The 12,603-nt window shown below is 48.0% G+C and carries 11 protein-coding genes; 8 read left to right on the top strand and 3 right to left on the bottom strand.

The genetic code is table 11. From position 1 onward, the window contains the following. Window positions 1-88 precede the first annotated feature (88 nt). Genes C3B52_RS13250 through C3B52_RS13245 form a run of 3 tightly spaced genes read left to right on the top strand, consistent with a single transcriptional unit; the run spans window position 89 to window position 3,250 of the window. Window positions 89-1,366, top strand: coding sequence for an ATP-binding protein (locus tag C3B52_RS13250; protein ID WP_235615700.1), 1,278 nt, complete (start codon window positions 89-91; stop codon window positions 1,364-1,366). A gap of 18 nt (window positions 1,367-1,384) precedes the next feature. Next, complete coding sequence (locus tag C3B52_RS36440) at window positions 1,385-1,558, top strand: hypothetical protein (RefSeq protein ID WP_164684775.1); 174 nt, start codon at window positions 1,385-1,387, stop codon at window positions 1,556-1,558. Between the two features lie 3 nt (window positions 1,559-1,561). Further along, window positions 1,562-3,250: a peptide ABC transporter substrate-binding protein gene (locus C3B52_RS13245; RefSeq protein WP_103106564.1), complete on the top strand. Its 1,689-nt coding sequence runs from the start codon at window positions 1,562-1,564 to the stop codon at window positions 3,248-3,250. A gap of 30 nt (window positions 3,251-3,280) precedes the next feature. Here C3B52_RS13245 and C3B52_RS13240 read toward each other — a convergent pair whose 3' ends face one another. Continuing rightward, the gene (locus C3B52_RS13240) at window positions 3,281-3,880 is read right to left on the bottom strand and encodes a TetR/AcrR family transcriptional regulator (protein ID WP_103106563.1); all 600 of its coding nucleotides are present in this window, start codon (window positions 3,878-3,880) and stop codon (window positions 3,281-3,283) included. 199 nt (window positions 3,881-4,079) lie between these two features. Between C3B52_RS13240 and C3B52_RS13235 the strand changes: the two genes are divergently transcribed. The 4 genes from C3B52_RS13235 to pepV all read left to right on the top strand — a co-directional run bounded on the left by C3B52_RS13235 (window position 4,080) and on the right by pepV (window position 9,787). Next, window positions 4,080-4,553 carry an N-acetyltransferase gene (locus C3B52_RS13235; protein WP_103106562.1) on the top strand — a complete coding sequence of 158 codons (474 nt, stop codon included), beginning with the start codon at window positions 4,080-4,082 and terminating at the stop codon, window positions 4,551-4,553. A gap of 110 nt (window positions 4,554-4,663) precedes the next feature. Beyond that, on the top strand, window positions 4,664-6,742 hold the full coding sequence (locus C3B52_RS13230; RefSeq protein WP_103106561.1) for a methyl-accepting chemotaxis protein: 2,079 nt from the start codon (window positions 4,664-4,666) through the stop codon (window positions 6,740-6,742). Window positions 6,743-7,632: 890 nt separating this feature from the next. Continuing rightward, window positions 7,633-8,364, top strand: a complete 732-nt coding sequence (locus C3B52_RS13225; protein ID WP_103106560.1) for a GTP pyrophosphokinase — start codon at window positions 7,633-7,635, stop codon at window positions 8,362-8,364. After that, complete coding sequence (gene pepV / locus C3B52_RS13220) at window positions 8,351-9,787, top strand: dipeptidase PepV (RefSeq protein WP_103106747.1); 1,437 nt, start codon at window positions 8,351-8,353, stop codon at window positions 9,785-9,787. Before C3B52_RS13225 ends, pepV begins: the two co-directional genes overlap by 14 nt. 67 nt (window positions 9,788-9,854) lie before the next feature. On the opposite strand, the gene C3B52_RS13215 is transcribed toward pepV, so the two are convergent. Beyond that, window positions 9,855-11,051 (bottom strand): MFS transporter, encoded by a 1,197-nt coding sequence (locus tag C3B52_RS13215; RefSeq protein ID WP_373419724.1) that lies wholly within the window; start codon window positions 11,049-11,051, stop codon window positions 9,855-9,857. Beyond that, window positions 11,044-11,505, bottom strand: a complete 462-nt coding sequence (locus C3B52_RS13210; RefSeq protein WP_201264883.1) for a nucleoside deaminase — start codon at window positions 11,503-11,505, stop codon at window positions 11,044-11,046. Before C3B52_RS13210 ends, C3B52_RS13215 begins: the two co-directional genes overlap by 8 nt. A gap of 122 nt (window positions 11,506-11,627) precedes the next feature. Between C3B52_RS13210 and C3B52_RS13205 the strand changes: the two genes are divergently transcribed. Further along, the gene (locus tag C3B52_RS13205) at window positions 11,628-12,557 is read left to right on the top strand and encodes a LysR family transcriptional regulator (protein ID WP_306418813.1); all 930 of its coding nucleotides are present in this window, start codon (window positions 11,628-11,630) and stop codon (window positions 12,555-12,557) included. Window positions 12,558-12,603 lie beyond the last annotated feature (46 nt).

Genomic DNA, 12,603 nt, shown 5'->3' with positions numbered 1-12,603 from the left:
GTTGAAAATGTCGCTTCCAGACAGACTGGATATAATGGTATTCTGAAAGAAAAGTGCAAAAAATTTGATAACGATCAGAGGAACCGATATGCCAATCATCAAAGACATATTATTGCAATTTTTATTCATTATCGTCCCTGTCCTATTGTTTAAGGGTGTCTGGCTGGATCGTTCAAATTTAAACAGACTGGATGTCCAAACATCCTTCGTCGTGTTGCTTAGTTCGATAAGTGTCATTTTATGCATGAGCTTTCCTATACAGTTTGGCGAAGACTCGGTGTTTGATTTTCGTGCCTTACCTATCATTATTACCATTCTTTACGCTGGGTATATCCCAGGTTTATTAACGATTCTCGTCATGATTGCTTTTCGGATTTCTCAGGGAGGATCAGGGGCAGGCATCTTTCTGACGATTTTTAGCTGCATCATCTATGCTGGCGCTGCGAGCTTTTGGGTGAAGGGATGGTTTAGCTATTCCTTTCGAAAAAGAATGGGCGTCATCCTGTTTGTTGGCTTCGTGAAGCAAGTGTCCATATTGATCGGCCTCTTTTGGATACAACTTGTGAAGGGGTACACCACGATTCAAATGTACGCGCATCTCAAGCCGATTGCAGAGATAGGGCTTCTCAGCCTGGTTGTATTGGGTGTCGTTACTTATTTAATGGAATACATCCGGGAATCGTACATCATTCGCATTCAGGTGGAGCGATCCGAGAAACTGAATCTGATTAGTGAGCTGGTTGCCAGTGTAGCTCATGAAGTCCGCAATCCGCTAACGGTTGTGCGCGGCTTCGTCCAGCTGCTGGGGGAAGAGACCAAGCCGCATAAGAATGAATACATAAAACTGGTTTTAAACGAACTGGACCGAGCTGAATTCATCATCTCAGACTATCTGAATTTGGCGAAGCCTCAGGCGGAGGTAAAGGACCGTCTGGATATTACGCTGATCGTCAAGGAAGTATCTGCTCTCATGGCTTCATATGCCGTGATTAATGGAATAGAGATCGTCACCAGCACGAAAGCGGAGATGTTTATATACAGTAACTCCTCCAAGGTGAAGCAGGCTTTGATGAATCTGATGAAAAACGGCATTGAGGCCATGCAGGAGAATGGAGGCGTGTTGTATATAAAGGTAGAGCAAGTCGACGCACACATCATCATCACCATACGTGACGAAGGATCAGGCATGTCTAAAGAGCAGATTGCCCAAATCGGTCTTCCTTTTTACTCGACAAAGGAAAAGGGAACCGGGCTTGGCCTCATGGTGACTTGCCGCATCATCGAGTCCATGGAGGGCAGTGTCCAAATCAAAAGCGAGCTTGGGAAAGGTACATTGGTGACGGTGCGTCTACCGGCTGTACCTTGACCTGGAAAGGAGGCGAACATGGAGAAGGATCAAGAGCTGTGGGACAAGCTTTTTTACGAGCTTGCCTGCATACGCAGTGAAATGAAGGCGTTCAAGCTAGAAACCAGGGCAGAGCTCTATCAAATCAAAGCTGAGCTGAAAGAATGGCAACAACGAACAGCGCAACAACGGCTCCCAGACAAAGGGGAATAACAGATGGGTAAATCACAAAATGCATGGTGGAATAAGACGATCAAGGCAGTCCTCGTCGCAGGACTATCTGTATCGCTTGCCGCATGCGGACAAACGAATGAAGCAGCAAAACCGGCGGAGCAGCCGCAGGCACCTGGCACGACAACAACGGAGCCAGCACCAGCTGCCAAGACTCCCGATCAAGTGCTGCGTCTAAACAACTTTACAGAGCCGCTTTCTCTGCATCCGGGGCTGATTACGGATGTATGGTCCTCCAACGTTATTTTCCAGACGTTTGAAGGGTTGACTCGAACCGATAAAGACGGTGTGCCGCAGCCAGCGATTGCAAGTGAAATCAAGGCATCGGACGATCTTTTGACCTACACCTTTACGATTCGGGACAATGCCAAGTGGTCCAATGGTGACCCGGTTACTGCCCATGATTTTGAAAACGCCTGGAAATGGGTGTTGGATGCGAAAAATGGCTCGGAGTATGCCTATCAGCTCTTTTATGTAAAAAATGCAGAAGCAGCTTTTAGCGGCAAGGCGAAGCCAGAGGATATCGGGGTCAAGGCTACAGATGATAAAACCTTGGTAGTAACACTGGAAAATCCGACTCCGTTCTTTCTGGAGCTTACAGCTTTTTACAGCTATTTTCCATTGAATACGAAGGTCGTGAGTGCAAATCCGGACTGGGCCAAGGAAGCCGGTCCTAAGTATACATCCAACGGTCCATTCAAGCTGACACAGTGGGAGCATAAGACCAAACTCGTTTTGGAAAAGAACGAGCATTACTGGGACGCGCAAAATGTGAAACTAAGCAAAATTGAAATGAATATCATTAACGATGCCAATACCGAGCTGTCCATGCTGGAAAACGGAGACCTGGACTGGGCGGGTGCTCCGACAGGAAACGTACCGCTTGATGCCATGGAAACGCTCAAGGAAAAAGGCTTGCTCGAAATCACGCCAAAGGCAGGTACGTACTGGTATGAGTTCAATACGGAGCAGAAGCCGTTTAACAACAAGAAAATCAGACAGGCATTCGCCTACGCGATCAGCCGGAAAGACATCGTAGACAACGTGACACAGGGTGGCGAGCTGGTTGCTACGGCAATCGTACCGCCAACGATGTTTGCGGAGAATGAAAAGGGCTTGTTCGTGGACAATGATGTGGAAAAAGCGAAGCAGCTGCTGGCAGAGGGTATGAAAGAAGAAGGATATGCAAGCGTGGAAGCATTGCCGCCAATTACCCTTTCCTATAATACAGAAGAAGCGCAAACGAAAATTGCTCAGGCTGTACAGGACATGTGGCAAAAAAATCTTGGCGTCCATGTGAAGCTGGAAAACCAGGAATGGAACGTTTACTACGAAAACATCAAAAACGGCAAGTATCAGGTAGCGCGTATGGGCTGGACGGGTGACTTCAATGATCCGATCAACTTCCTGGAGATTTTCCGAACTAAGGAAGGAAACAACCATACAGGATGGGAGAAGAAAGAATATGCAGACTTGCTCGCAGCTTCTTCCAAGGAAGGGGATGCGGCGAAGCGCAAAGCGATTTTGCAGAATGCAGAAAAGCTGTTAGTTGACGATATGCCGGTAATCCCGTTCTACTTCAAGTCAACTGTATATGCAAAAAACCCCAATCTGAAAGGCGTCGTCATTTCAGGACTGGGGAATGTTCAATACAAATGGGCTTATTTTGAATAAGGAATAAATGAGAACATGAAGGGCTGGTTGCTAGGATTCTTCCACGACCAGCCCTTCGAATACGATTGAGACCTTTTCTTCCATGATTTCTTCCAAAGCCCAGGCACCTTCACTGCGAACCCAGTCATACAGGGCGTTGTAGTAAATATTCTCCAGCATGTTGGCAGCTACCAGAGAATTGAATTTGCTTTTCAGCTGTCCCTTTTCCTGGGCCTCCTCGATTAAGTCCGCAAAGAGCTGGCGTAGCTCAAAGTACATGTTCTTCTCATTTTCCAGCACTTTGCGATGCTTCATCGAAGATTCAACCACTACCTTGATAAAATCAAAGTTTGTGATTGTCACTTCATTCATGATTTTATAAATGCGCAATACCTTCGCTTTGCAATCGTCCCCGAAATCCCACTCACTTCGCCGCTCCTCGATCTCGTGCAGCCGTTCATAGCCCCAATTGGCAAGGATTGCTTCTTTTGACGTGAAATGCAGAAAGATCGTGCCGCGAGCGACATCTGCTTCTTCTGAAATCATGTCGATGGTGGTTGCTTCAAAGCCATATGTTTTGAATAGCTTGATCGCCGAGCTAAAGATTTTATCGCGAGTCTCGCGCTTTTTTCGTTCCCGTCTAGTCGTCAAAAAAGAAACACCTCCCAAGGTACGTATGCTTGATTATAACACAACCGTTACCTACAAAAGAATTGATCCATAAAGATCGGGCAAAAAACGCCAAAAAAAGGGATAGACTTCTGCCAAAGTCGATTGTATATTTATATACTATAATGAATAAATATTAAATCAAACCAAGCTGCCAGAGCATGGAGTGGAGGAGAATAGAATGAGTGTCACTAAAGCGCTGACGGTACGTCAGGCAACTATGAAAGATGTCGATGCGATGTTGGAAATCATTAATGAATATGCACAACAAGGGCTGATGCTGCCGCGCACCAAATTGTCTGTCTGTGAAAATTTGCAGTCATTCATCGTCGCTCATGACGGGGACAATGTAGTCGGTGTAGCAGGACTGCATATTTTGTGGGAAGACCTGGCCGAAATCCGTTCCCTCGCGATCTCTGAAAAGGCAAAAGGAAAAGGCGTTGGAAAACATCTCGTCTTGCATTTGGTTGAACAATGCAGGGTGATCGGCATCAAACGCGTACTGGCCTTGACGTACCAAAAAGAGTTCTTTGAAAAATGCGGGTTCTGGATCGTTGCAAAAGAAACATTACCCCAAAAGACTTGGAAGGATTGTATCAATTGCTCCAAGCTGCCAATGTGTGATGAAATTGCCATGATAATGGAAACTGCTTGATATTTAAGGTAGAGCCTTCCATTTTTTCTGTTCAGCGACTATATTTATGAGAAGTACACAAATATAGAGAATAGTTTGCCAGAACAGATTGATATTTGGGGGGCTTTTCTATGAAATTGGGGGCGCGCGTACTCATAGTCTTGTTGCTTGCTGGTATCTTACCATTAACAGCGGCAGGCGTATTTGCTTATCAAGAAACCAAGCAGGAATTGCTAGGTGAAAGTGCGGCTACCCTGGAAGCACTGCGGAACAGCAAGAAGGAGCAGGTCGAAAATTACTTTCGCGAGCGGGCACGAAACGTAGATACGCTGGCTGCATCAGGCACTGTCATATCTGCCCTTTCTTCCTTCGAAGGAATCTGGCAGCAGGGCAAGGATTCAGCAGCTTATCAGGAGGCAGAGAGCAGCTATACGAAAGAATTGAAAATGGAGGTAGCTCGCTACGGCTTCGCTAACGCCTTTCTCTTAAACGACAAGGGCGACATCGTCTACCAGACGAAACCACAGGCTGACCTGGGGACGAATTTGCTAAACGGACAGCATGCTAGCTCGGTGCTCGGGCAAACCGTACAAAAGGTGTTGAAGGTGCAAAGCGCGGAAATGTCGGATTTAGGACGCTATGAGCCTTCCGGTGATACGCCGAGTGTGTACATCGCGGCTCCTATTTACGAAAAAGGGTATATTCTCGGACAACTGGCTGTCGAGGTTCCACTCGAGTACATTTCTCGTCAACTGAATCAACGAGAAGGACTGGGGCAGACGGGTAAAATTTATCTCGTTGGCTCTGACAAGCTGATGCGCTCCCAGATTGGATCGGGACAAGATATGCTCCTGACGCAAAAGGTCGAAACCCCGATTACCGAAAAAATGATGAGTCAAGAACAGGTTTCCGGAACCGAGCAGAGTGTGGATTATTTGGGGGAGCAGGTGCTTGTCTCCTACGATCAGGTACAGGTAGGAAATGCAAAGTGGGCGATCCTTGCGGAGATGGGCATGACCGAAATATTGTCAGGACCGAACCGGATCAAAAATGCCATGATTGTATTTAATGGCGTCGTCCTCTTTCTGATTGTCGTGATCTCTTTGTTTACAGCGAATTGGCTGCGTAAGTCATTTCGTGCGCTTCTCTTGATAGCTGATCGGATCGGGCATGGGGATTTTTCCAGTCCATTCCCCAAAAAGCTGCTGAAGCGAAAGGATGAGCTGGGAGAGCTGGCACGCTCGCTCCAAGTGATGCGCGATCAATTGCATACGATACTTGAGCAAGTGCGGCAAGCAGCGACATCCGTTTCTCATGCAGTACGCGACATTCATGGAAATACGGGAGAGATCGCACAGTCGAGTCAGCAAATCGTGCAGGTAGTGGATACAGTAGCCTCGTCTGCTGAAAGTCAGATGGAGAAAATGGGAATGACCTTGCAGCTCGCTGTTGATTTGACGAATGATGTGGCAGGCGTAACAGAAAATGTAGAGCAGGTCTTTGTGTCTTCCCAGCAGATGAAGGACCATGCAGAGGCAGGTAGACAAGCAGTAACTGCCGTCATGGACAGTATGGAAGAAATCGATCGCTCGGTAAAAGGGGCTACGGATGTCATACATACGCTGGAGCAACGGTCACAAGACATTTCCCGGATCATTTCCGTCATTACCGAGATTGCCAGACAGACGAATTTGCTAGCTTTGAATGCAGCGATCGAAGCGGCACGTGCCGGAGAGCACGGCAAAGGATTTGCAGTCGTCGCAGGAGAGGTGCGCAAGCTTTCAGAGGGTACCAATGAGGCAACCCAACAGATTGTGAGCATGATCGGCGATATTCAAAAAGATACAAAAGCAGTCGTGGCAAAAATGCTGGAGGGCGCTCAAACAACAGCGCACGGAATGAAAACAGCAAGAGAATCGGGAGAAATGTTCCAGCGGATCGAGGAAAACATTATCCGCGTGTCACAGGAGATGGAGAGAGTCAGTGATGCCTTTACCCGTATGGCTCCTGATGCCAAGCAGGTAGTCACGGTCGCGCAAGAAGTGTCGTCAGCCTCGATGCAGGCTGCCGCAGGGGTACAAAGTATTTCCGCAGCAGTAGAGGAGCAGAGCGCAGCTATGGAGCTCATCGCACAATCTGCTGATCAGCTGGCAAAAATGGCGGAGGATTTACGTTTATCGTTATCATCATTTGTTTTAACTGAAAATTAAGAAATATGGAGGCCGGGAGACTGGTCTCTTTTTATCGTATAGGAATTTATAAGCGTGAGGCTTATGAATTCTGGAGCGCATGACAAGGTACCTCAGTGTCCGCTCCCCCTTGAGGAAGCTTCGATTTAGGTTTTCTTAAGCGAACTGCTCGTTCTCTACCCTCGAATACTTGTACAGCGGTTCAGGCGAAGGAAGTAAAGAATACTGGATCGTTGCTATTGGTGGAGGAGAGGAAAGAGGAGAAAATGCTCTAGCTTCTTAGGATACTAGCTGGGAGTGTCCGAGCTCAGCTCCGAAGAAAAAACGAAACCGCGTCCATTTCTCCGCATCGGCTGGTATCCCAAAGAGCTCTTACTTTTTTCTTCTCTTTCCTCATCAGCAGATTTGCTTTTTGGGACGAAGCTAGCTTGCAAAGATTCCATTAAAAGAGCTTTCGATAGCCACATTCCCTAACCCTTGAAAAATGCTTCACTGTCTTGGCTGACCCAAGCTATTCATCCGTGTTTAACAAGCAATGTCATTCAAGCTTCAAATGTCTCTAAAGCTTGCAGAGGAAACAGGAGAAAAAAGAGAAGGTCTTTGGGACTCCTACCAAGCTGGAGGGGAAAAAGGGAAACACGCCCTTAAGCGTCCACCTCTGAACAATCATCTCACTTTGGACGCGGTTTCCCTTTTTCCCTGTAAGCGGGCAGAGCCCCCTCCCCGCTAGAGGCCCAAGTACCTGGAGCGTTTTCTCCTGTTTCCTCCCCGCCACTGAAGCCGCGTACAACAGCAAACAAAGACGCCGCTTTCAAGAAGAAAGACGTCTTTGTTACGATTTTGAAGGATATCTTAACCAAAATGTTGAATGATAAGGACGATGGAGAGTTTTGGGCCGGAGGGACGTAAGCGTGCACAAACTAGATTGGGAACTATATTTGCTGCCGTTCGAGCAAGCTGTTGAAGAAATCAAAGTCAAAATTAAAAATATCCGTAATGAGCTGCGCAAGCGCAAGGAACATTCGCCGATTGAGTTTGCTGTTGGCAGGGTAAAATCAATCCCTAGCATATATAACAAGGCAAATCGCCTGCAATTTCCGATTGATGAGAACATCTGCTGGGAGCTGCGCGACATCGCCGGTGTCCGTGTTATTTGCCAGTTTATTGATGACATACCCGCTGTTGTCGAAATGATACGCAAGCGCGGAGATATGCGAGTCTACCTGGAAAAGGATTACGTGTCCACACCAAAAGAAAGCGGGTATCGCGGCTATCATCTGGCGGTTGAGTATCCGATTATGATGGCGGGCGGGCAAATGACCATCCCGGTGGAAATCCAGATTCGCACGCTAGGGATGAATTTTTGGGCGACAATTGAGCATTCTCTGAATTACAAGTACGAGGGCATTATCCCGTCAAATGTTCGTCAGCGATTATTCGAGGCTGCCAAGGCATCTTATAAGCTGGATAGTGAAATGAACAACATCCGAGACGAAATCAAAGAGGCGCAGGCCGAATTTACTAAAAAGGAAGTCCCGATGGAATCGCTACTGTCCTTGGTCGAGCTGGACCTGGACATCGATGCGGGGATGGACGATATGAGCATAACAGAAGGGAAAGAACAAGATGATGAAAACCATTAATTGGCTGGAGGAAACGAATAAGCGCAAGGAAGACCTCCTTTCTACTACCCAAGCCTTTTTGCGAATTAAAAGTGTACTCGATCCGGCAACCGCGCGTGAAGGTGCGCCGTTTGGAGAAGGCATTCGCGAAGCATTGGACTATGCCCTGGGTGTCTGCGAAAAAGCAGGGATGACAATCAAAGACGTTGGAGGCTATGCAGCACATGCAGAGTTCGGTCAAGGCGAGGAATTGATCGGGATTTTGAGCCACGTGGATGTCGTGCCGGAGGGCGATGGCTGGAGTACGCCTCCGTATGCAGCAGAGATTGTAGACGGCCGTCTGGTGGCTCGTGGTGCGATTGATGACAAAGGACCAACGATGGCAGCCATTTTTGCAGCCAAGATCGTGATGGAGCTGGGATTGCCGCTCACCAAGCGAGTCCGCTTCATTTTGGGAACCGATGAGGAATCGAGCTGGCAATGCGTGAAAACCTATTTTGAAACAGAGGAAATGCCGACGATGGGCTTTACACCGGACGCAGATTTCCCGCTCATTTATGCTGAAAAAGGACTGACAGACCTCACGCTGCGCCAGACAAAGGTAGCCTTCCAGAGCTTGGGGCTATCGGCAGCGGAAAATGTTCAGGCGAGTCTCATTTCCTTGCAGGCAGGCCTGCGCATGAATATGGTGCCGGATAAAGGCGTAGCTGTGCTTGAGCCACGTGGGCTGGAAGCTCAGGCTATCATAGAGCGTTATCAGAAACATCTGGAGGAAAACGGCCTTACGGGCAAAGCCGTGGAAAAAGATGGCTCAGTCGAGCTTCATATGGAGGGCGTTTCTGTACACGGGATGGACCCTAGTAAAGGTGTCAATGCAGGTACAGAGCTGACGCATTTCTTGCAAACACTTGTCTTGGATGAGCGAGGCGCTGTCTACATAGACTTCGCTGACCGCTATCTGTACCGTCAGCATGGCGGAGAGGCTTTGGGAATCGCCCATGTCGATGAGGAAATGGGAGCCCTGACAGTAAATACGGGGGTGCTGGAATACGAGGCAGACAAGGACGCTCTGTTCCGTCTCAATATTCGTTACCCCCACTCGATTTCATTTGAGAAATGGTCGGCATTGCTGACAAGCCATGGAGCAGAAGCGGGATTTGTTTTGGAAGTAGCGGAGCATTTGACACCACATCGGGTTGACCCACAGCATCCACTGGTCACTACCCTGCAGCGTGTATATACAGAGCAAACGGGCGAAGAAGCAGGTATTATCGCCATCGGTGGTGCAACCTATGGACGTTCTCTGGATGTAGGAGTTGCATTCGGACCGTTGTTCCCTGGACGTGCAGACAGTGCCCATCAGCGCGATGAGCATATCCTTGTAGATGATTTGATCAAAGCGACGGCGATTTACGCCCAAGCGATTTACGAGCTGGCAAAGTAAAAAAACAAAAGACGACGGAGATGCAGCAAGATCGCACACTCCAGTCGTCTTTTTTGCATGTACCGTTCTAGCTCATTTCGAGGCTCGTGATCGCTCTTTTGCTCTCGATCCATTTGACGGAGACGAAGTAGGCGATGAGCAGCACAAAGGCTCCAAACAAATAAGGCAGATTAATTTGAATGTCAAACAGTATGCCGGCTAGTACGGGTCCGAAAATATTGCCAAGACTCATGTAAGCATTGTTCATTCCTGCGACAAAGCCTTGCTGTTCTCCTGCTCCCTTGGAGAGAAGCGTATTAATCGTCGGCCGTAAAATGTTGTTACAGGTGAAAAACATCATCGTAACGAACATCACATACCAAAAATTTCCGGAGAAAAGCAGAAAAACTAGCGAGATCGAGGACAGCAGCAAGGTGTAATTGATGGTCTTCTTTTCCCCGAAGCGGTGAATCAGTTTAGTTGTGAGAAGGACTTGATTGACCGTGCCGATCAAGGAGCAGACCGTAAACAAAATGGCGATATCAAGGGTAGTAAAGCCATAGCTCTGCACGACGTACAGCGGGTAAATCGCTTCGAAGTGTGTAAGCCCGAAGGTAAGGGCAAAAACGAGAAAGAGCAGGACGAAAAACCGGGATTTGATCGAAAGAGCGAGCTGAACGAAAACGTTTGGCTTTTTTACAGTGGACTGCTGCCGTTTCAATCTCGTTTCTAGCGAAAGAGGCTCCGGCAGCACGATCATGCTGCCGAGCATCGCCAGTACACCAATGCATGCCGATGCGAAAAAAGGCGCTCGCATGCCAAACTCAGCGAGCAAGCCTCCGACACCTGGCCCGATGATAAAACCGGAGGACATGGATGCTCCGATGTAGGACATGGCTTTTGTCCGCTGCTCGTTTGTTGTGATATCTGCTGCGTATGCCATAATCGAAGGGACCAACGCAGCAGAGCCAGCACCGCCGATAAGGCGTGACAAGAACAAAAACCACAGATTATCAGCGATAGCAGCACAGAGGTTGGAGAGAGCAAACAGGCCGAGACCAAGAACAATCATTGGCTTTCGACCGTACTTGTCCGCCAGATTGCCCGCAATGGGGGAGAAAAGAAACTGGGTCAGCCCGAAGCAGGAAACCAAATATCCCGCTGCTTGTCCGCCTGCGCCAAATTCATGCAAAAATTGAGGCAGCACCGGGATGACGAGTCCGATACCAAGCATGGCGAGAAACATATTTACTAAAAGGAGAGGAAACGTTTTCTGGTTACCCACGAGTTTGCTTCCAGAGGGCAAATGGATTTTTACCCTCGTCCTCGTTTTCCATATGCACGATGGGCAGCACCTGTTTGTCAAACGGAAGCGCCAGCTGCTCATACACATGCTTGGTGCTCATCCCTACCTCAGCTGCATCCTTTTCCGTGTAGGCATAATAAACGGTTTTGGCTCCTGTCCAATAGATGGCAGCAAGACACATCGGGCAAGGCTGTCCACTTGCGTATACCTCGCAGCCTTCGAGTGAAACACTGTCCAATGTTTTGCACGCCTCGCGGATCGCCTGCATTTCCGCATGAGCGGTTACATCATGTGTTGCGAGAACGTCGTTGACTCCGGTTCCGATCACCACACCGTCCTTTACAATCACAGCACCAAACGGCTTTCCTTGATTCTTGCGTGTATTTTCGTACGCTAATTCGATTGCTTGCTGCATGAATGAATTGGCTTTCATAATGGGTTCCTCCTGATGGCATAGATGGAAAACTCCTTTTGTGCTCCATGTCATTATGCTACCATGGAGAAAGGTATACGAAAAATATTAATGAAATTCATTTTGATAATCTTTTTCGTATAGTGGATTGGAGGTGCTTCTATCTGGATATCAAGCAACTGCGCTACTTCATCGTCATTGCAGAGGAGAAAAAAATATCGGCAGCAGCCAAAAAGCTGCATATGGCTCAGCCTCCATTAAGCCAGCAGTTGAAAAATTTGGAGCAGGATCTCGGAGTAGAATTGGTGATCCGGCATCAAAAAGGCTTGGAGCTGACGGAAGCAGGGAATAACCTGTACAAGCACGCCTTGCAAATGGTGAAATACATGGAAGAGTCGCGTATGGAGGTAAAAGAGGTCAGTGAGGGCGTGCGCGGGAAACTAAGCATTGGCGTCAATACCCTTTCCTCGGAGTTACTCGCGCCACAATTACGCAAATTTAGTGAGCGCTATCCGCTCATGACGTATAAAATTCAACAAAACGAGTCAGCGCAGCTCTGCAAGCTGATAAAGGAACGTACGATCGAGCTTGCCATTGTGCGTTTTCCGCTTGCACTTGAGGATTTTTCGATTTTGCATTTGAAACAGGAGCCTTTTTTCTTCGTTTCTTCGGCGCAGGATGCTCGGTACGCAAATACGATCAGCTTTGAGGAAATGCAAGCTTATCCGATGATATTGCCGAGCACTGGGGGACTAGGAGTGTACCACCTGATTTTGGAGGAATTCGCCCGTCGCAAGCTTGAAATCAACCTACTGTCCGAATGCTCGGATATTCCTTTGCTACTGGAGCTGGTGTCTTCGGGTTTTGGTGCAACCATCGTTCCGGAGGTCGTTCTGAAAATGCACAAGGGACATGCACTAAAAGTCACCCGAATTGCGGAGCCGAATTTGAGTGCGGGCTCGGGTCTGATTTGGCTGAAGGACCACTACCTATCTGTTGCGGCGAGAAACTTTATTGAACAGCTGAGAGCGTCGACACCGGGAGTCGGACAAGCAAACGAGCAAAATGCTTGAAAAAAATGGAGAATCTTTTATAATGCTAATAACGATTGATTGATTA

It is taken from the genome of Brevibacillus reuszeri, assembly GCF_002897295.1.
Classification (GTDB): domain Bacteria; phylum Bacillota; class Bacilli; order Brevibacillales; family Brevibacillaceae; genus Brevibacillus; species Brevibacillus reuszeri_A.
Note: the sequence above shows the minus strand (reverse complement) of the source record. Positions and strands in the feature narration are given on the sequence as shown.

Excerpts from the sequence above, each read along its gene's own strand:
- C3B52_RS13250 (WP_235615700.1), top strand. The coding sequence starts at position 89 with ATGCCAATCATCAAAGACATATTATTGCAATTTTTATTCATTATCGTC.
- C3B52_RS36440 (WP_164684775.1), top strand. The coding sequence starts at position 1,385 with ATGGAGAAGGATCAAGAGCTGTGGGACAAGCTTTTTTACGAGCTTGCC.
- C3B52_RS13245 (WP_103106564.1), top strand. The coding sequence starts at position 1,562 with ATGGGTAAATCACAAAATGCATGGTGGAATAAGACGATCAAGGCAGTC.
- C3B52_RS13235 (WP_103106562.1), top strand. The coding sequence starts at position 4,080 with ATGAGTGTCACTAAAGCGCTGACGGTACGTCAGGCAACTATGAAAGAT.
- C3B52_RS13230 (WP_103106561.1), top strand. The coding sequence starts at position 4,664 with ATGAAATTGGGGGCGCGCGTACTCATAGTCTTGTTGCTTGCTGGTATC.
- pepV (WP_103106747.1), top strand. The coding sequence starts at position 8,351 with ATGAAAACCATTAATTGGCTGGAGGAAACGAATAAGCGCAAGGAAGAC.
- C3B52_RS13210 (WP_201264883.1), bottom strand. The coding sequence starts at position 11,505 with ATGAAAGCCAATTCATTCATGCAGCAAGCAATCGAATTAGCGTACGAA.